This is a genomic window from Legionella rowbothamii (assembly GCF_900639985.1).
GTDB classification, from domain to species: domain Bacteria; phylum Pseudomonadota; class Gammaproteobacteria; order Legionellales; family Legionellaceae; genus Legionella; species Legionella rowbothamii.
The window spans coordinates 1-19,684 of sequence record NZ_CAAAIM010000011.1 but is presented as its reverse complement, the minus strand read 5'-3'; the positions used below and the strand labels follow the sequence as shown (position 1 = coordinate 19,684).

Below are 19,684 nucleotides of genomic sequence, written 5' to 3'. Positions count from 1 at the left end.
AATTGATTCATTAGGAGATAAAAAGAATGGCTAAAGAATTACGTTTTGGAGACGACGCGCGTTTACAAATGCTTGCTGGTGTTAATGCATTAGCTGATGCAGTCCAAGTGACAATGGGTCCACGTGGTCGTAACGTTGTATTAGAAAAATCTTATGGTGCACCTACTGTAACTAAAGACGGTGTATCTGTTGCTAAAGAAATCGAATTTGAACAGCGCTTCATGAACATGGGTGCACAAATGGTTAAAGAGGTTGCTTCTAAAACTTCTGATACTGCTGGTGACGGTACTACTACTGCTACTGTATTAGCTCGCTCTATTCTTGTTGAAGGTAACAAAGCAGTTGCTGCTGGCATGAACCCCATGGATCTGAAACGCGGTATTGATAAAGCGGTTCTGGCAGTTACTAAGAAATTACAATCTATGTCTAAGCCATGCAAAGACAACAAAGCAATCGCTCAAGTTGGTACTATTTCTGCTAACTCTGACGAAGCAATTGGTTCTATCATTGCTAGCGCTATGGAAAAAGTTGGTAAAGAAGGTGTTATCACTGTCGAAGATGGTAATGGATTAGAGAATGAATTATCAGTTGTTGAAGGTATGCAATTTGATCGTGGATACATTTCTCCATACTTCATCAACAACCAACAAAACATGAGCTGCGAATTAGAGCACCCATTCATTCTGTTAGTTGACAAGAAAATCTCTAGCATCCGTGATATGTTATCTGTATTGGAAGGTGTTGCAAAATCTGGCCGTCCATTATTGATTATCGCTGAAGATGTTGAAGGTGAAGCTTTAGCTACTCTAGTTGTTAACAACATGCGTGGTATTGTTAAAGTATGTGCTGTTAAGGCTCCTGGTTTCGGTGATCGCCGTAAAGCAATGTTACAAGACATCGCAATTTTAACTCATGGCCAAGTTATTACTGAAGAAATTGGCAAGAGCTTAGAAGCTGCTACTTTAGAAGACCTAGGAACTGCTAAGCGCATCGTAGTAACTAAAGAAAACTGCACCATTATTGATGGCGAAGGTAAAGCTGCTGAAATTAAAGCACGTATCACTCAAATCCGCGCGCAAATCGAAGAAACTTCTTCTGATTACGATCGTGAAAAATTACAAGAGCGTGTTGCTAAATTATCTGGCGGTGTTGCAGTAATTAAAGTTGGTGCTGCTACTGAAGTTGAGATGAAAGAAAAGAAAGCTCGTGTTGAAGATGCTTTACACGCTACTCGTGCTGCAGTTGAAGAAGGTATCGTAGCGGGTGGTGGTGTTGCTTTAATCCGTGCTCAAAAAGCTTTAGATGCATTGAAAGGCGATAACGACGACCAAACTATGGGTATTAACATCCTACGTCGTGCAATCGAGTCTCCACTACGTCAAATCGTTACTAACGCTGGTTATGAAGCTTCTGTTGTTGTAAACAAAGTATCTGAAAACAAAGAGAACTATGGTTTCAACGCAGCTACTGGCGAGTATGGTGATATGGTTGACATGGGTATCTTAGATCCAACTAAAGTAACTCGTATGGCGTTACAAAATGCGGCTTCTGTAGCTAGCTTAATGTTAACGACTGAGTGCATGGTTGCTGATCTACCTAAGAAAGACGAACCTGCTGACATGGGCGGCATGGGCGGTATGGGTGGAATGGGAGGCATGGGCGGCATGATGTAAGCTGTCTTACCCAAGACCCGAAAAAACCCGCCTAATGGCGGGTTTTTTTTATCTTAAAGGCTGATGGAATAAAGTTGGCTTTTCATCATAAAAATCTTCAGATGGAGTGGAATAGACATCTGGGGGAGGAATTGGCGATGAGCGTTCGGTGAGTTGTGGCCCAATATTTTCTCCGGCTAAAATATCTAGAGTAGAGCAGCCACCATTTAATTGTATATAGCCTTGATGGATATGCTGCACCAGTTTTGCATAATCTTCTTTTTCAATATTAGTATCACCAAGCACAATACCACACGCAGCAGCTGCTTCTAAAAACTCCATGCGTTTTTGTAATTCTATGTATTTGGCTGTAGGTCCCTCTGCTCCAGGCGTATACAACCACTCCAGATGCACATTAACATAAATTTGTCCTTGAACAGTCTCAATAATTTGATATTCCTTATCAAGCAGCCCTAAGCTTTTGCCTTCTTTCACTAGTAACTCTGCTTGTTTGGAAAAAGCGGGAGCAAGTGTTACGGAGGGGGGGAGAGAGGCATAACAGCATATTTGGCCTGATTCGCCGGTATTTTTTAAGCCAAGCCCTTGCGCGTTCACTTCAGGGTTTTTGGTTAAATACTCAGTACTTGGCCCTTCTTGTAAAAATACTAATTCAAAGTCTTTTTGATGGAGCGACTCAATAACCGCTTGAGCAATTTGTACTCGCTCCATTTCACTACGATCTTCCTCGTTGGCTGAGGAGCTTTCTCTACCGCGTTTACGTGGTTTTTCAAGTTTGGTTAAACTACTTTTAACTACCCAATAACCCCCACAGCCTATATTCCATGAGGCAACTTTATGGGCAGGGTCTGCTAAGACAGTTTTATCACTGATATTATTTTGTATGATTAGGGTATTTAATTTAAATAAATAGGTATTAATATCAGATGAGTGATTGGCTAACGTATGAAGTTGAGCCAAGATGTCTTGGGTTTTTTGAGGCACGAGATTGCTCCTAAATGATGAGTAGACTGACTATATTATTTTAATTTTCGTAATAACATTAGGAGCTATTTATTGTTCCCTATAAGTTAAAGCAGTTTAGAACTCAGTTGCTTCTTTAAGAAAATACAACAAATCCTTAAGGTTACTATGCCAGTTACTTTACAAGGAGGGTAAAAAAAATCAAATAATATCTATAGGCTGAGCCCGAGGCTCAACCTACGTCTTTATTTGTTTTTAATTATCTCTTCAGCTGCTCCGTGCTTCATCACGATAATGCTAATGCGACGGTTAACTGCATTTAATGGGTCTTTTTTATTGAGGGGAACTGTTGATGAAAAGCCTGTAACAGACATTACTTTATTTTCATCCATACCTGATTTCACCAAAGCACGACGTGCGGCATTTGCTCTTTGTGTTGATAATTCCCAGTTCGTATATTCCAGCTCATCAGGATTATGATAGGGGTGAGAGTCAGTATATCCTTGAATGGTTACCTTGTTAGGAACCCCATTAAGTAGTTTGGAAATTTTCAGGAAAACAGGTTCAAAATCAGGGTTTAATTTTTCTGAGCCTACATCAAACATAGGGTGCTTTTGATCGTCGATTAGTTGAATACGTAATCCATCGTGGACTATTTCCATTAACATACGATCTTTTAATCCGCTGAGTGCAGGATCAGTTTGAATGCTTTGACTAATTTGTGATTTTAGCGCTTCAAGTTTTTGTGTTTCATTTTGTGATGATTGAATAACTTGGGTACTTTGTTCTTGCTTTGCCAATTTGGCTGCGGCTTTGTCCGTGGTGGAAACTGAACCATTAGTGTCTTCAACCTTTGGACCACCGCCTTTAATGCGAACTTGCTGGTTACCGACGTTTTCCCCACCAAAAAAGGATACGCGTAATGGCTGTTTGAAGTATTCGGAAATACCATCTTTTTGGGCCTTATTTAATGAGGCAATAAGCCACATCAATAAGAAAAATGCCATCATTGCCGTTACAAAATCAGCATAGGCTATTTTCCAAGAGCCCCCATGATGGCCATGGGCATGTTTTTTTACTTTCTTAATAATAATAGGAGTAGTTTTTTTAGTCTTACTATTATTGTTACTATTGTTGTTATTCGATTCACTCATAATTTTTCTCTAGCTTGTTGCGGTACTTGCGGCGGCAGAATCAGTTTGTTTTACATTCTTTATTTCATCACTTAATTGCGAGAAGGATGGTCTTTGAGCTGAGAATAGGACCTTACGGCCAAACTCAACAGCAATTAGTGGTGGGTTGTTATGCAAACTTGCTAAAATCGTCGCTTTAATTGATTGCAACATAAGCTGAGTTTGATTAGCTCTTTGTTCCATTGCCGTAGCGATAGGTCCAATAAATCCATAACCTAACAAAATACCTAAGAAAGTCCCTACAAGCGCATGTGCAATTAGCACCCCTAATTCCGCTGGTGGCAGGTTAATTGATTCCATAGTGTGGACCACACCAAGAACCGCTGCTACGATACCAAAAGCAGGCATTGCATCTGCTACTTTAGTAATCGTGTTTGCTGGGATTAACTCTTCGGCATGATGCGATTCAATTTCCATATCCATCAGGGCTTCTAATTGAAAGGGCTGCAAATTTGACGTAATAATTAAGCGGAAATAATCACAGATAAATTCAATGATGTGATGCTCATTCATTAATGCTGGATAATTGGTGAAAATAGGGCTGCTTTCTGGTTCTTCAATATCTGATTCAACAGACATCATTCCTTGCTGACGAGCCTTATTTAAAAGGTTATACAACAATCCTAATAAACTAATGTAGGTTGCTTTAGATGTTTTTTCACTGCGAAATATTTTAGGCAGGGCCTTACCTAATGCTTTGAGGACACTCATACTATTACCTACAATGAGGGCTCCCAAAGCGGCTCCCCCGATGATCAGTAATTCTACGGGTTGAAATACGGCGGCCAGATGGCCACCGCCTAATGCAAATCCGCCAAAAACACAAACTAAGACCACAACATAACCTAATAAAATTAACATTTTTATTTTATCTCCACATCACAGCCTTAACTTAAGTTTGGCTTTATCATTTTTATTTTTGCTTATTGGGCGAGGTAATCATGCACCACTCGTCCATAAGGCAAGGTTAAATCAGTTAATAGATGAACCGCTTTTACAATCCGGCGTACGGGAAGACTTGCTACAGGGGCTAGGGCATGATGCGCTAACTCTAATTGTGCAGGTCCTTGCCATGCTCCTTTAACGACGACATTAGACAACATAATTTCGACTAGTTCGCAAATTTGCGTGCTACCATTCACATGCGGAATAATTTTCAATAAATAAATGGGGGTATTGAGCGCATCGGCTACTTTTTTTAGATCCAAAGCCTCATATTTATATCCCATGGTTGCAGTGGCAACACGGCAAGGACCATAATTAAGCGTCCCTAAAAAGGTATCACTTACGACTTCTAACTTGGGTTGAGCAAGCTTTTTAGGATAACCCCAGATTTCACGTCCAGCAGCGATTGGTGCTAAATCGTCCAAATACATGGCATGAGTATAGCTGCCCATTTTGCCTTTATAACGCACCGGAATTACTTGCCCTGACTCAGTATAATCACCAAATCCGGTTGAGTCCGGCATGCGAATAAATTCAAATTGCACTAAGGGCTCCACTACCTCTAAAGGCTCAGGCACCACTTCACGGAGCAAATCCATATCTGTTTCATAAGTTACAGTAAGAAACTCTCTATTAATAAAGCGATACGGACCACGCGGGTATGCCGAGCTTGTAAGTGGCATGGCGAATGCTTTTTCTTTTACTTCAGATTCTTTCATTTTCGGCCTCACTTAAATAGTTGTATGGGAATACAGCTATACCTGGGTTATTCCATGAACCATCCATGACTCACAACCAAGGATTGGCCAGTCAAAGCATTCGTATCAAATGCGGCAAAAAATAATGCCGTTTGCGCCACGTCATCTATAGTGGTGAACTTTCCATCTACCGTATCCTTTAACATGACTTTTTTAATGACGTCTTCTTCGCTAATTCCTAATTCTTTAGCTTGTTCAGGAATTTGTTTTTCAACTAAAGGAGTACGAACAAAACCAGGGCAAATCACATTGGCTCTTACATTATGAGCCGCTCCTTCTTTAGCAACCACTTTACACAGACCAAGTAAGCCATGCTTTGCGGTAACGTAAGGAGCTTTGAGTACGGAAGCTTCTTTGGAATGCACAGATCCCATATAAATGATGCTACCGCCATTTCCAGCGGCATACATATGTCTGAGTGCGGCCCGGGTAGTTAAAAAGGCACCATCTAAGTGAATAGATAATAATTTTTTCCAATCGGAGAAGGGGAGTTCATCAATCGAGTTAATAATTTGAATACCGGCATTACTTACTAGAACATCAACACTGCCAAAGTGTTCTACTACGGCATCAACCCCTTGATTTACCTCATTTTCATCGGTGACATTCATGGCAACAGCCATTGCTTGTCCACCTTTAGACTTGATTTCTTCTGCGGCAAGGTGTGCTTGATCTAAATTGAGATCAGCAATGGCAACTTTTGCTCCTTCTTTTGCGTAAACTAACGCAATTTCCTTGCCTATACCACTGGCGGCACCAGTGATTATTGCAACCTTATTTTTTAAGCGCATGATTACAATCCTTGTAGTGTTTTCCGGTTAATCTCAAAAAATATTGAGAACAATCAAAAAATTAATCTTTTAGAGTATAGCAACGTAAATTTGATATTGCTGTATTTCACTATATTTTTTTTCAGAAACGAGGTAAACCTGGACTGAAGATCCAGGTTTGTAATGGTTGTAATTTAATGAATTAATAATAATAACCATGACGATAATAATGACGGTTATAATAATAAGCGCGTCGGTCTTGATCTCGGCCAATAGCATTTCCTACTAAGGCACCAGCACCTGCTCCAATTACAGTTCCTACAGCGCTACCACCAGTTACTGCATAACCTAAACCTGCGCCGGCAGCTCCTCCGACACCGGTGCCTAGTTCAGTATTGGTACAACCACCCAGCATCAAGGTCGCGAAGCTAATTACACATAATGATGAGATGATTTTCTTCATAGTAGACTCCCTTTTTTTATTTAGGTATTTTTTCTAAAGCAATGTTTCACTTTGGAATAAAACAACCAATACGATATTTCTTCATTATCAATATTAGTACAAAAATAGGTGGTTGTGACAAATAATTAATCATTATTGATTGGTAATTAGCAGTTTTATCGTTGGGATTTTACTCTGACCTAGGTTTTCCAGTAGTATTAGGTAATTAGAATAATAAGAAGAAGAGGACGCTATGTTCAAAGGAAGTATAGTGGCTTTAGTTACGCCAATGCAGGATGATCAAGTAGATGTACCGCGATTGCGTGAATTAGTAGAGTTCCATATTGAAATGGGCACTCATGGTATTGTAGCTGCGGGTTCCACTGGTGAAGCAGGGACTTTATCGCATGAGGAAAAACTCTTAGTAATCAAAACGGTTGTAGAACAAGCAAAAGAGCGCATACCTGTAATTGCGGGTACGGCAATGAATGCGACACGTGATTGCATCAAGTTGACTCAAGAAGCAATGGAATGTGGTGCGCATGCTGCTTTAATTATGACTCCTGCGTATATAAAACCAACTCAAGAAGGCTTATACCAACATTATTCTGCTATTGCTCAATCGGTAGCGATGCCGATTATTCTTTATAACGTTCCAGGCCGAACCGCATGTGATTTATTGCCAGAAACCGTCGCACGGCTTGCGAAGATTTCCAATATTATAGGAATTAAAGAGGCAACAGGCCAAATGACACGGTTGCAGCAAATACTGCGTCTTTCTGAAGGCCGTATTGATGTTTATAGTGGTGACGATCCTACTGCGGCCTCATGGATGTTAGCTGGAGCTAAAGGGAATATTTCAGTGACCGCTAATGTGGCTGCTAAATTAATGGCAAAAATGTGTGACAGTGCTTTAGATGGTGATCATGCGGTCTGTTTACGTCTGCATGAGCAGCTCATGCCATTGAATGATTTATTGTTTATTGAAACAAATCCAATTCCTGTTAAATGGGCTATGTATAAAATGGGACTAATTGCTAATGAACTTAGATTACCTCTAACTCCATTGTCTGCAGAACACCATGCCGCATTAGAACAGGTAATGAAGCGTTTAGAATTGATTTAATTGGGGAATGTTGTGAAAAAGTTGAGTTTTATTGTTTGTAGTGTATTGGTACTTACTGCCTGTTCCGGACGTTATTCAAGTAACGGTGAGAGTCTATACTTAAAAAGTAGGAATGGTGTGAATTTACAAGTCCCTCCCCCATTAACAAAAGGAAATATTAGTGACTTTTACAATTTACCTCCACAAAATCAAGATGCACAAGTTAGTATTGTGCCGCCGAGGTAATAAGGGGTTATCATGACATCTGAGTCGGATGAATTACTCATAATACAAGAATTATCCCAACGCATTGTGGATGCGCAACGTAAGATCCGTATTCTCGATAGTATTAAATGGGATGAGGGAATTAAAAAGGATTTTTTTAAACACAAAGGAGAGCGGCTTCCCGCAGTGGATAAAGAATATTATGAAAAGAAGCCACTGCCTTTCAATGTTCATGATAAACAAGAAGAGTTTCGGTTAATTTTACGAGATGCTCAAAATCAATTAGGGCAGTACTCCACCGTGACGCGCTTGATTCGGCGCCAATGTGAAGAGTACAGCCGAGCTTCTCAAATGCTTGCTGCACGAGGTACGCCAGCTTTTAGTGAACTAGCCATGGAGCTCTATGGGAGCCCTAATGATGTGTTTTACGCCGGTGGGCCACGTATGTCTCAAATGGGCACTTTGCTTTTTGATGTGTTATCTAATTTAAGCGTACAATTGCAATCAGACGCTGATTTGAAGCACTACACCCCACAACAAGCTCAAGAAATTTTGCAGGCTCGACTGGGTGCATTTTTTGATAAGCATCCAGGGCGAGTAACGGTGATGGTAAGCGATGATATGGTCGCCGACGCCTCTGCTGGTGCGGATAGTATTAAACTAAGTCAGCAAGCCATGTTTAGCGAGCGTGATTTGCGTTATTTAGAGGTTCATGAGGGCTGGGTGCATGTGGGTACTACCTTAAATGGTTCTATGCAGCCGAATTGCTTTTTCCTGTCAAAGGGTTCTCCTTCCAGTAGCGTAATTCAGGAAGGGCTTGCGGTGATTACTGAGATTGTTACTTTTTCATCCTATCCTGGGCGTATGCTAAAAATAACTAATCGTGTCATTGCCTTGGATAAGGTGACTGAGGGGGCGAATTTCGTTGATATCTATCGCTATTTTATTGAGTGTGGTTTAACTCCTGATGACAGTTACAATCAAACCGTACGAATTTTTCGCGGCAGTACGCCAACAGGTGGGCCTTTTACTAAAGATTTATCTTATGCCAAAGGGTTTATTCTCATTTATAACTACATTCGCTTTGCAATCAGCCAAAAGCATGTGGATTCTATCCCATTACTTTTTACCGGCAAATTAGTTTTAGATGATCTGCCTTTATTGCGTGAATTAAAAGAACGCGATATTTTAACGAATCCGGTCTATTTGCCCTCACCATTTAGAGATTTAGCAGCATTAAGTGCATGGATGAGTTTTTCATTGTATTTAAATCAATTCGATTTAAATGAAATACAAAAAAATTTCCGCTTTTTGTTAATTTAAAAGTAGCCCGTATTAGGATTGTATCTAATACGGGGTACAGACTTCATTTATACCGGTCGATAACTGTTTTGACTCTCCAGTACAACATCATTAGCTTTGTTTTCTGCCTTAGCAAAAAACCTATGATTAGCTGTTGCTGCATTACTACTCATTCCAGGTTGTGCGGCTGCTGTAGTAGCTAAATGAGGATTTGCAGCTACTAACTCTTTACTGTGCTTCATAATGAAACTGTCTTGAGACAGCTCAATTTCCGCTAAAAAAAGTTTAGCTTTTTGCTGATCCTCTGGTCTTTTAGACTCAGCTAAAAACTTACATGCAGCAAGCATGGCATTAGTACATCCTAGCTCTGCTGACTTAAGAATCATATTTTTATGCTGAGATGACTTTTCAGGAAAAACATGAGCTAAGTGATAAAGTGCAAAAGGATTCTTTTTAGCTAACTCTTGCATGTATGGCAAGTATTTAACTATCTTTTGCTTTAAGTAAGGGTCTTCAGGTGATTGCTGTAATTGGTTAACCAATGTAGCAAAATCACCACTTGAAATGTATTTATTTGCCATAACTATAACCTATTCACAAAATAATATAGAGCTAGAATAGGTGACTCAAATTAAGGCAAAGTTAAGTTTGGGCGGCTTTACACTTTTTTTACAATTTACGCCTGTTTTTTGATCCCTTTGTTTGATATTGAGCCGTAAAGTGCCCAACCTAAGTAAAAGAGCATATGCGATATAATGGAGCAAACTAATCCATATTGCCAAAATACATAGCCAAATATAACTGATGGGGAGGTACTAAGCAGTGTGTAGGAATAGATAAATTTTCGGCTTGAACTACATCCTGCAGCTAGATAGGCTGGGATTTGTCCTGCGGAGAAAATTAATCCACTCACTAGGATAGAGATCCAGATAATTAAGTTGGTCGTATGTTGCATAAAGATAATCGCGAAAAAAGTAGCTAAATTCATTAGTCCCCATCGAGCGATAATTTCCTCCACTACCCCACCATAAAGAACGCAGCCATCAAGACCAAGCGCTATTCGCAAGTTACGCATTATTTGCAGGCTCTTCTCATCGATTAGGCGTTTGGCTAATACATGATAAAGACCCAAAAAAACAACCAGGCTTAAAAGTGCATAGCCAACAGCAGGTAAAAGGAGGGGAAAAATAATACTTATCCCGGCTTTTCCATATAACAAGGCATCCAGGCGTGCAGCACGTAAGCCAGTACTTTGAGAAAGAATGGCTCCAGCAAGACATAAAATAAAGACTAGAACCAAGGTTTGGATGATGGCAAAACTACTGATACGCTTCTTTAATTCCGCGGAGTTTTCAGGTAGTAAGAAATAAATCAGGCGCCTTATTGCAATAAGCACGCCTGGGATGGAAAGACAAAATAAAACTATAACTAAGGGCCAATCGATTATCATTTTTTATCCTTAAAAATGTACCGCTATATCTATTGTTTTAGCAAAAGCGTATAAAAGAATCCATCCATACCCTGTTCTCCGGGTAATATTTGTTGTCCGTGGCCTGTAGCATGCCCCCAGTGCCAGTCCCCTCGAATCGCTTTGCAATCAGGTGTTTCAGAAACAAAATCAGCAACTTGCTGCTCATTTTCAATAGTCATTATGGAACAGGTCGCATAAACCAGCAACCCACCTTTGGCGAGCAGAGGCCATAATGCATGCAACATGTTTTGTTGTGTTTCACTGACAGCAGTAATTTCTTCGGGGGTCCGTAACAGTTTAATGTCCGAATGGCGACGTATTACTCCTGTTGCAGAACAGGGGGCATCTAATAATATTCGGTCGAACAATTGACCGTCCCACCAAGCTGTTGGTGTCGACGCATCACCTTGCACTAGGGTTGCGGTCAGTTTAAGGCGATTTAAATTGTCTTTTACTCGTTCTAATCGCTTCGCATCAACATCCAAGGCAATACAAGCTGCTAAATTAGGTTCTGTTTCTAGAATATGACAGGTTTTACCTCCCGGTGCACAGCAGGCATCGAGAATACGCAGCCCAGGCTGCAAAGATAATAACGATGCGGCTAATTGTGCCGCACCATCTTGTACTGAAATGCAGCCTTCTGCAAAGCCAGGCAGTTGGCGTACATCACAAGGTATATTAAGAGTAATCCCTTCCGTAGCGACAGAATGTGCTTGAGCCTCAATACCTGCTTTTTCCAAGGCATGCAGATATTCTTCGCGCGAGTTTTTTTGTACATTAACACGTAAGACCATCGGCGGATGCATGTCATTTGCTTGAGCAATTGCTTGCCAATGATCAGGCCAATCGGTTTTAAGACGTTTTAAAAGCCATTGAGGTTGGCCATAAAGGAATAAAGGATCCTTTTTAAGCTGTTCCAATAGTTCCTGCTGTTGGCGACAGAAATTACGCAATACCGCATTCACTAAACCTTTCGCCCACGGCTTCTTTATTTTTTCTAATAAGGCGACGGTCTCTTTAACTACGGCATAATCGGGCTGGTTCATGTAATGGAGTTGATAAATACCGATTAACAAGGCAATCCAAATCTCAATTTCTTTTGGCTTTTTGGTTACTAAGCAATTGGCCATGGCTTGCAAACGGTAATAATGGCGGCAGAAACCAAAACAGATTTCTTTTGTCATGGGTGAGACATCTGCAGCAGAGGGCATAAGTTGTGATAAAGAAGATTTATCCACCAAGAGCGTAGTTAAAATTTTTAAAGCATGCAGTCGTTCGTTTTTATTCATGAATAAGGATTCACAGACTTAGATGTATTAATTAAGATCCTCTGAGTTTAAGACTCAGAGGAGAAGACTAAACCAACCTGTAACGGCGATTTAGAGGAATTTAAGCAATCAGCAACAGTAATTACTTTACCGCCGGGAAGCTGTATTTTTTCAACAAGTAATCCTTGATGGGCTGTGGCAACAAGCATGCCTTTTTTATCAAGGTGTAACACGGTACCCGGAGTTTGGTTTAAATCCATATCCACAACTTGTGCTTGATGAATGCGCAATACTTCTTTATCTAAAAGGGTATAAGCGATAGGCCAGGGATTAAATGCACGAATTTGGCAATCAATTTCTTTTGCACTGCGCTGCCAATTAATCAACGCATCTTCTTTATTAATTTTTCCCGCATAGGTAGCTAAAGAACCATCCTGCACTTCAGGTTTTGCCGTATTGCTGGCTAGTTCTTCTACAGTTTGCAGTAGAGGCTGTGCGGAAATTGCGGCTAATTTATCATGCAAGGTTGTTGCGGTATCTGTATTTGTGATCGGGCAACTCACTTTACGTAGCATATCTCCCGTGTCCATTCCTACGTCCATTTTCATAATGGTTACCCCTGATTCAGAGTCTCCATGCAAAATAGCATGTTGAATTGGGGATGCTCCACGCCAATAAGGTAGTAATGATGCATGCACGTTTACACAACCTAATCGCGGAATTTCTAGTACGACTTTAGGCAGAATTAAACCATAAGCAATAACAATCAATAAATCCGGTTTTAATGCTGCTAATTCAGCAATAGCCTCAGGGCTTTTAAAATTGAGCGGTTGATAAACGGGAATATTGCGCGTTAATGCCCATTCTTTTACTGCAGATGCTTGCAATTTTCGGCCGCGGCCCGCAGGGCGGTCTGGCTGGGTGTAAATTGCCTGAATCTCATGTGTTGATTGAGCTAACGCGTCAAGACAAGGTAAACCAAAAGCTGGAGTCCCAGCGAAAACAATCTTTAAACTCATGATTTACGCACATTGTGGCGTTTGAATTTATCTAATTTTTTTCGTGCCATCGCTTTTTTCAGCGGAGACAAGAGATCGATAAATAACTTACCATTCATATGATCAATTTCATGCTGCAAGCATTCCGCAAGTAAACCATCGGCCTCGATTTCAAAAGGTTGGCCGTGGCGATCTAATGCGCTAACAGTGACTTTTTCTGCACGAATCACGGTATCATAAGCGCCTGGAACAGACAGACATCCTTCATCAAATTTCTTTTCACCTTCGGTTGCAATGATTTCTGGATTGATAATAACGATTTGATTCTTTTTATCACCTTCTACATCGATTACAGACAGGCGTAGACCGATACCGATTTGTACAGCAGCGAGTCCTACTCCACGTGCATCATACATTGTGTCAAACATGTCCTCGATAAGCGTTTGTAATTTGTCATCAAAGGTGACAACAGGTTTTGAAACGTCTCTTAAACATGGATCGGGTAAATAACGGATTTTGTGAATAGCCATTGTTAAACTGGTTCTCTGCGTAAAATTTGTGATATTATCCTTGATCTAGCGCAATGCTGCAAGATCCAACAATGTACAAAGGACTGACTTCGATGAATAACTTACCCTATTTTCTTGCTTTAAACCGTATGGATAAAGTAGGTCCACGTACCGTAGCTAAGCTGTATAAACGGTGGCCAGATTTGCATCAAATGTTCCAACTTTCTGCTTTAGAGCTTGAGCAGGCGGATTTGCCGCCCTTGTTAGCTCGAAAAATTTCCAGTTTTGACATGGAGCTGATTCAAGCCGATTTACATTGGCTCAACGCTGGGGAAGATCATCATTTGTTAACCTGGGAGTCCCCTGATTATCCTGCTTTATTAAAAGAAATCACTGACCCCCCGATAGTGTTATATGCCAAGGGACAATTATCTGCCTTTTTACAACCCCAATTAGCAATCATTGGTAGTCGTAATCCCTCCATAACAGGAATCCATAACTCCTATGCTTTTGCTAAAGCAATCGCAGCTCAAGGGGTTACTATTGTAAGTGGTTTAGCTCTAGGCATTGATGCTCAAGCTCACTCTGGATGTTTGGATGCTGAAGGGCAAACAATTGCGGTAATGGGGACCGGAATTGACTGTATTTACCCTCGTCGTCACGCACTACTTGCAGAAAAAATCACGACAAGGGGCTTGATAATTAGTGAGTTTCCATTAAAAAGTCTGCCAACCTCTGGACATTTTCCGCGCAGAAATCGTATAATAAGTGGCTTGTCATTGTGCATATTGGTTATCGAGGCTGCAATTCGAAGTGGATCATTGATTACTGCACGCATGGCGTTAGAGCAAAATAGGGACGTTTTGGCAATACCTGGATCCATACATAATCCGTTGGCTCGTGGTTGTCATCATTTGCTGCAACAGGGTGCAAAATTGGTTACCTCAATTAATGATGTGTTTGATGAGCTTAGAATCGAGCCACAACAAAGTAGGATTGATAAACCCATTTTTTCTCTTGCCAGTGAGAATGAAAACCTAGTAAAGTTCATTGGCTTTGAAATGACTACTGTAGATCAGATCATTTTGCGTAGTGGATACACCGTTGAGCAAGTGATGTCCGAGCTTGCAGAACTAGAATTAAAAGGGGCTGTTAATGCAGTACCCGGAGGCTATATGAGGTGTGAGTATGAAAGATAACTTATTTGAAATGTTGCTAAGCCTATTCGAAACAAGTTTAACGCAGTTGCAAAAAAATCAAAAGTCCGCAGATGCTGAAGCAGCAGCACAAATGAATGAAGAAGATACTGCAGATGAGCAAGTAGTTCTGGTTCGAGCACAGCAACCAACGTCAACTCGAGTATTTACTTACGATGAACAAATGAAGTTGACTAAAGCAAGTTATCAATTTCTGATGCGTATGAAATTATGGGATGTTATTAACGCAGAGTCCTTTGAAACGATTATCAATCAATTGCAGTTTTCTGATTCACGCATTGTGACTCTCGAGGAAACTAAATGGACTATTAGAAATGTATTATCTGCAAATTTAAATGAAGAAGAATTGACCTTCCTTGATTTAGTACTTTATCAAACAGAAGAAGAATTAACATTGCATTAGTTCTAATCATCAGCTATAACACCACAATTACTGTTGCCCAGTTTGCATACTGGGCATATACCCAAAATATCCAAAATATAATGCTTGATTTTTTATGAGCGCAAAAAAGTAAATTAGCAGCACAAATAGCTTTTTTGACTATATTGAATATATTATTACTATTTGAATAATCTATTGAAATTGAAAAGGTTAACTTTACTATGAGTAAACACTTGGTGATCGTGGAGTCACCCGCTAAAGCTAAAACAATTCAAAAGTATCTAGGTAATGACTATGAAGTTCTTGCCTCCTACGGCCATGTCCGCGATTTACCTGCCCGCAAAGGGTCTGTGAACCCTGATCAACAATTTTCCATGACTTATGTGCCACTGGAAAAGAATGCACGGCATATTGAAACCATTGCTAAGACTTTAAAAAAATCAGACTCATTATTACTCGCAACTGACCCTGATCGCGAAGGTGAGGCCATTTCCTGGCATATTTATGAGTTGATGAAAGAAAAAAATTTAATTAAAGACAAACAAGTTCATCGTATTTTCTTCAATGAAATTACCAAGGCAGCCGTCGAAGACGCAATCAACAATCCACGTACTATTTCCATGGATTTGGTCAATGCACAACAAGCACGTCGTGCCTTAGATTATTTAGTGGGCTTCAACTTGTCTCCTCTTTTATGGAAAAAGGTGCGAAGAGGCTTATCGGCTGGGCGTGTTCAAAGCCCCGCACTGAGACTTATTGTTGAAAGAGAAGAGGAAATCGAGCGTTTTGTTTCTCAGGAATATTGGAAGATATTGGCTGAGTGTTTGCATGAGAAACTTCCTTTTGAAGCACGCCTAACGCACTATAAAAATGAAAAACTGCAACAATTTACAGTAGTTAATCAAGAGAATGCTCACCAGATCAGAGATGATTTGATCAAGCTAGCTCAGGGTTCGTTAACTGTGACCCAAATTGAGAAAAAGCAACGTAAACGCAAACCTTCACCCCCCTTCATCACGTCTACCTTACAACAGGAAGCAGCTCGTAAATTAGGATTTACTGCGCGTAAATCAATGATGGTTGCGCAACAGTTGTATGAGGGTATTGATATTGGTACAGGTACCGTGGGTTTAATCTCTTACATGCGTACCGATTCGGTGAACTTAGCGGTTGAGGCTGTGGATGAAATACGCGAATACATCAGTGAGCGTTATGGTGCTGATAACTGTCCTGCAACTCCACGACTATATAAAACAAAATCGAAAAATGCCCAAGAGGCGCATGAAGCGATCCGTCCTACCTCCATTAAACGTAGCCCTGAAATGGTGCAATCGGCTTTGACTGCAGATCAATTTAAGCTCTACAGTTTAATTTGGAAGCGTACTATTGCTTGCCAGATGGCTGACGCATTAATGGATACCGTAGCCGTAGATTTAAGTTGTGGCGAAGGCAATGTATTTAGGGCCAATGGTTCTACCGTTACCTTCCCTGGATTCCTCGCGGTGTACGAAGAAGGACGTGATGATTCTAAGGAGGATGACAACGATGGTTCTTTATTACCCGTACTTGCTGTGGGTGAAAAAGTAAACATTAAAGACATCCAGGCAAATCAGCATTTCACAGAACCACCGCCAAGATACTCGGAAGCAACTTTAGTAAAAGCTTTGGAAGAGTATGATATTGGTCGTCCTTCTACTTATGCTTCGATTATTCATACATTACAGCAACGAGAATATGTAATTGTTGATAAAAAGAGATTTTTCCCAACGGATGTTGGTCGTATTGTAAATCGCTTTTTAACTGGTTATTTCACCCGTTATGTGGACTATAAGTTTACTGCGCAATTGGAAGACACCTTGGATGCGATTGCTCGTGGCGAGAAAGAGTGGATTCCGGTTTTAGAAGAGTTTTGGCAACCCTTCCTACAACAAATTCAAACTACTGACGAGCAAGTACAACGTAAAGACGTCACTACTGAAGTGCTTGATGAAAAATGTCCTAAATGCTCTAAGCCTCTATCAATCCGACTTGGTAAACGCGGACGTTTTATTGGTTGCACCGGTTATCCTGAATGTGATTACACCCAAGATCTGGCAGGTCAAGAAAATGATAAAAACGAGCCAGAAGTCATTGAAGGACGTGTATGCCCAGTGTGTTCCAGTGCATTACACATTAAAGCAGGAAAATATGGTCGTTTTATTGGTTGCAGCAATTACCCGCAATGCAAGCACATGGAGCCTTTAGAAAAACCAGCAGATACAGGTGTTGAATGCCCTAAATGTCATGAAGCAAAAATATTGCAGCGGAAATCAAGAAAAGGAAAAATTTTCTATTCCTGTGGCAATTATCCTAAATGTGATTATGCATTATGGAATGAGCCCATCGCACAACCTTGTCCGAAGTGTTCGTGGCCTATACTAACCGTGAAAGAAAGTAAGCGTTTTGGCCGTCAAATACTGTGCCCACAAGAGGGATGCGGTTATTCAAGCAAGGAAGACTAAGATAGGAGGGGAGGGGCACCCTGAAAAATTATTCTAGCGTAGCCTCGGTGCTCGCAAGTGCCCCTTCTTTATATCTCTCACGAATTAATATTCACGGTTATCTTGCTTGCTTTAAGAAAATCCCTATTTGTAATGCGCTCAGATGTGTTAACAAATTCAATCAACCAAACTTCTTAATAGTCTCTTAAGCATTATAAGATAAAATTTTGACCAATATTCCTATATTCACAAAGGTAACTTATGCCACTGATTGTTTCAGTAAGAGAAGATGAGGCGATTCAATACACACCTGCTCAAGCAAAATACTACAAACTAAAACCTCATTATGATTCCCAACTCACTGATGCATCAGAGCCTGCTTATCGAGAAATAAGTTTTGAATCTGAAGAGTCGGTTATCTTATGTGCAGAAACAATACATCATTGCCACACAGTTATAATTAAAGATCGTACCCATAATAACTATTTTATGTTACATGTTTCACCACAATCATTACGAAAGCCTTATGATTCAAAAAAATCATCATTTACTCTCGATTTAGGACATTTCGGTATATTTGGCAGCGAGGAGGCTTTATTCACTCACTTAAGAAAACCAGCTTATATTGATCTGGATCCACATTATTATAAAGATATAGAGCTTGGTACTCATGAGAATTCTCAATTAGACGTTATTATTGTAGTGAATAGCCAGCATTGGAATGAAAGCATTGTTGAAACAAATATTCTACAAATTTTAAAAGAAAGGATTCCCGGTACAATCAATAATACCAATATTATAATCAATCAAGCATTAGAACATGCCTATTATTATAATGTTGAATTTAATCCCCAAACGGAAGAGCTAACAGTACGGTCGAGAAATGGTTGGTATAGTGAACCTTATGCGAATGCATTTACTAATAACCAGCACAGCTTTGTTGCCCAACAATTACCGCAAGAAAGACAGCTCGAGCTTAGGACATCATTATTAGAATTATTATCTAAACAAAACGCTGTAAATGATTTTCTATTTAATATGCTAGCGAGTGATATTACCATCGATCAATTAGTTCTAGACCCACCAACGAAGATGGTTTTATTTCGGAAACGAAATAATGAAACACTGCATGTTTTAATTACTGAAATCGAGAAGGTGCTGAAACAAACAATTACTCCAGTATTAGATCTAGAGAGTCCACTATTATATAAAACCTATAAGCGCTTGGCCATATTATATGCAACATTGGGAAATTATGAGTGTGCGGCAGTATATTTTGCGCGTGTTAGTGATTACGCAGAGAATATGCGTAGAGCGGAATACGATGCTGATAAACAAATCTACAGTATTTTTAGCGGAGCAGCCTTTGAATCTGTTGGCAACCTCCAGCAAGCATATACCTACTATAACTTTACATATTATGAAAAGCCTGTTGAGGAAGAACATAGTATTGATGAAATTGATGCCAAAATAAGAATGGCACGTGTAGCGGCACAAATAAAAGGCCTAGAGCTAGAAGCCTTGGAATATGCAGTTGGTGCTAAGCATGCGCTTCAGCTTTTAATCGATGAAGTGCAAAAAGATGATTCGCCGGATAAAGAAGAGCTTATGCTCATGTTGGATAGAAGATTAAGCGCATGCCAAATTCAAATCGATAATTTGGAAAGTTATTTAATAGATAATCATGAAAAGAACCGCTTGTTAGAATTAGAATATGAAGCTCGTTTTGGATACGTAGCGGAGCTTTAGCCCCATTTTTGAATTGGATTTTTTCTATTTGAAATAAAAACCAACAGTGAATCATTAATTTTCACTTTTTTTTAAAAAAGTGTTTGACATTATGTGAGAACTGCGTAGAATGGTCGGTCCAAGCTGCGGATGTTCATTAAAAACTTAGAAGACAAACTGTGTGGGCACTTTGAAATAACTTGAGTGCTTGTGACTAGATAGAAGAAGTAAAAAGAAACGTTAGTGAAAACTGACGAC

General features: G+C 40.0%; 19 protein-coding genes. 8 read left to right on the top strand and 11 right to left on the bottom strand.

The window, feature by feature from the left end:
* Positions 1-26 precede the first annotated feature (26 nt).
* Entirely contained in the window at positions 27-1,673 is a 1,647-nt protein-coding gene (gene groL / locus E1P08_RS14995) for a chaperonin GroEL (protein ID WP_133137810.1), read from the top strand.
* A gap of 48 nt (positions 1,674-1,721) precedes the next feature.
* Here the strand turns inward: groL and E1P08_RS14990 are convergent, their stop codons facing one another.
* The 6 genes from E1P08_RS14990 to E1P08_RS14965 all read right to left on the bottom strand — a co-directional run bounded on the left by E1P08_RS14990 (position 1,722) and on the right by E1P08_RS14965 (position 6,762).
* A complete protein-coding gene (locus tag E1P08_RS14990; RefSeq protein ID WP_133137809.1) occupies positions 1,722-2,654 on the bottom strand; it encodes a hypothetical protein in 933 nt (310 codons plus the stop codon).
* A gap of 224 nt (positions 2,655-2,878) precedes the next feature.
* Complete coding sequence (motB, locus tag E1P08_RS14985) at positions 2,879-3,787, bottom strand: flagellar motor protein MotB (protein ID WP_133137808.1); 909 nt, start codon at positions 3,785-3,787, stop codon at positions 2,879-2,881.
* A gap of 9 nt (positions 3,788-3,796) precedes the next feature.
* A complete protein-coding gene (gene motA / locus E1P08_RS14980) occupies positions 3,797-4,687 on the bottom strand; it encodes a flagellar motor stator protein MotA (protein ID WP_133137807.1) in 891 nt (296 codons plus the stop codon).
* 62 nt (positions 4,688-4,749) lie between these two features.
* Positions 4,750-5,490 carry an acetoacetate decarboxylase gene (locus E1P08_RS14975; RefSeq protein ID WP_133137806.1) on the bottom strand — a complete coding sequence of 247 codons (741 nt, stop codon included), beginning with the start codon at positions 5,488-5,490 and terminating at the stop codon, positions 4,750-4,752.
* Positions 5,491-5,537: 47 nt separating this feature from the next.
* On the bottom strand, positions 5,538-6,320 hold the full coding sequence (locus E1P08_RS14970) for a 3-hydroxybutyrate dehydrogenase (protein ID WP_133137805.1): 783 nt from the start codon (positions 6,318-6,320) through the stop codon (positions 5,538-5,540).
* 181 nt (positions 6,321-6,501) lie between these two features.
* Positions 6,502-6,762 (bottom strand): glycine zipper domain-containing protein, encoded by a 261-nt coding sequence (locus tag E1P08_RS14965; protein ID WP_133137804.1) that lies wholly within the window; start codon positions 6,760-6,762, stop codon positions 6,502-6,504.
* Between the two features lie 232 nt (positions 6,763-6,994).
* Here E1P08_RS14965 and dapA point away from each other — a divergent pair, with 232 nt between their 5' ends.
* From dapA to E1P08_RS14950, 3 genes are read left to right on the top strand one after another with little or no spacing between them, the layout of a single operon-like run.
* Positions 6,995-7,867 carry a 4-hydroxy-tetrahydrodipicolinate synthase gene (gene dapA / locus E1P08_RS14960; RefSeq protein WP_133137803.1) on the top strand — a complete coding sequence of 291 codons (873 nt, stop codon included), beginning with the start codon at positions 6,995-6,997 and terminating at the stop codon, positions 7,865-7,867.
* Positions 7,868-7,879: 12 nt separating this feature from the next.
* On the top strand, positions 7,880-8,092 hold the full coding sequence (locus E1P08_RS17535; protein ID WP_133137802.1) for a hypothetical protein: 213 nt from the start codon (positions 7,880-7,882) through the stop codon (positions 8,090-8,092).
* Between the two features lie 9 nt (positions 8,093-8,101).
* On the top strand, positions 8,102-9,394 hold the full coding sequence (locus tag E1P08_RS14950) for a flavohemoglobin expression-modulating QEGLA motif protein (RefSeq protein WP_133137801.1): 1,293 nt from the start codon (positions 8,102-8,104) through the stop codon (positions 9,392-9,394).
* A gap of 47 nt (positions 9,395-9,441) precedes the next feature.
* Here the strand turns inward: E1P08_RS14950 and E1P08_RS14945 are convergent, their stop codons facing one another.
* The 5 genes from E1P08_RS14945 to def form a co-directional block, all read right to left on the bottom strand.
* Positions 9,442-9,954: a hypothetical protein gene (locus E1P08_RS14945; protein WP_133137800.1), complete on the bottom strand. Its 513-nt coding sequence runs from the start codon at positions 9,952-9,954 to the stop codon at positions 9,442-9,444.
* Positions 9,955-10,049: 95 nt separating this feature from the next.
* The gene (locus tag E1P08_RS14940; RefSeq protein WP_133137799.1) at positions 10,050-10,823 is read right to left on the bottom strand and encodes a CPBP family intramembrane metalloprotease; all 774 of its coding nucleotides are present in this window, start codon (positions 10,821-10,823) and stop codon (positions 10,050-10,052) included.
* Between the two features lie 29 nt (positions 10,824-10,852).
* A complete protein-coding gene (rsmB, locus tag E1P08_RS14935; RefSeq protein ID WP_133137798.1) occupies positions 10,853-12,133 on the bottom strand; it encodes a 16S rRNA (cytosine(967)-C(5))-methyltransferase RsmB in 1,281 nt (426 codons plus the stop codon).
* Between the two features lie 47 nt (positions 12,134-12,180).
* The gene (fmt, locus tag E1P08_RS14930; protein WP_133137797.1) at positions 12,181-13,134 is read right to left on the bottom strand and encodes a methionyl-tRNA formyltransferase; all 954 of its coding nucleotides are present in this window, start codon (positions 13,132-13,134) and stop codon (positions 12,181-12,183) included.
* Complete coding sequence (gene def / locus E1P08_RS14925; protein ID WP_133137796.1) at positions 13,128-13,640, bottom strand: peptide deformylase; 513 nt, start codon at positions 13,638-13,640, stop codon at positions 13,128-13,130. Before def ends, fmt begins: the two co-directional genes overlap by 7 nt.
* 92 nt (positions 13,641-13,732) lie before the next feature.
* On the opposite strand from def, the gene dprA reads away from it, so the two are divergent.
* The 4 genes from dprA to E1P08_RS14905 all read left to right on the top strand — a co-directional run bounded on the left by dprA (position 13,733) and on the right by E1P08_RS14905 (position 19,447).
* Positions 13,733-14,818 (top strand): DNA-processing protein DprA, encoded by a 1,086-nt coding sequence (dprA, locus tag E1P08_RS14920; RefSeq protein WP_133137795.1) that lies wholly within the window; start codon positions 13,733-13,735, stop codon positions 14,816-14,818.
* The gene (locus E1P08_RS14915; RefSeq protein ID WP_133137794.1) at positions 14,808-15,239 is read left to right on the top strand and encodes a DUF494 family protein; all 432 of its coding nucleotides are present in this window, start codon (positions 14,808-14,810) and stop codon (positions 15,237-15,239) included. The genes dprA and E1P08_RS14915 overlap by 11 nt, the downstream gene beginning before the upstream one ends.
* A gap of 200 nt (positions 15,240-15,439) precedes the next feature.
* Positions 15,440-17,719 (top strand): type I DNA topoisomerase, encoded by a 2,280-nt coding sequence (gene topA / locus E1P08_RS14910; RefSeq protein ID WP_133137793.1) that lies wholly within the window; start codon positions 15,440-15,442, stop codon positions 17,717-17,719.
* A gap of 240 nt (positions 17,720-17,959) precedes the next feature.
* Positions 17,960-19,447, top strand: coding sequence for a hypothetical protein (locus E1P08_RS14905; protein ID WP_133137792.1), 1,488 nt, complete (start codon positions 17,960-17,962; stop codon positions 19,445-19,447).
* Positions 19,448-19,684: the final 237 nt, after the last annotated feature.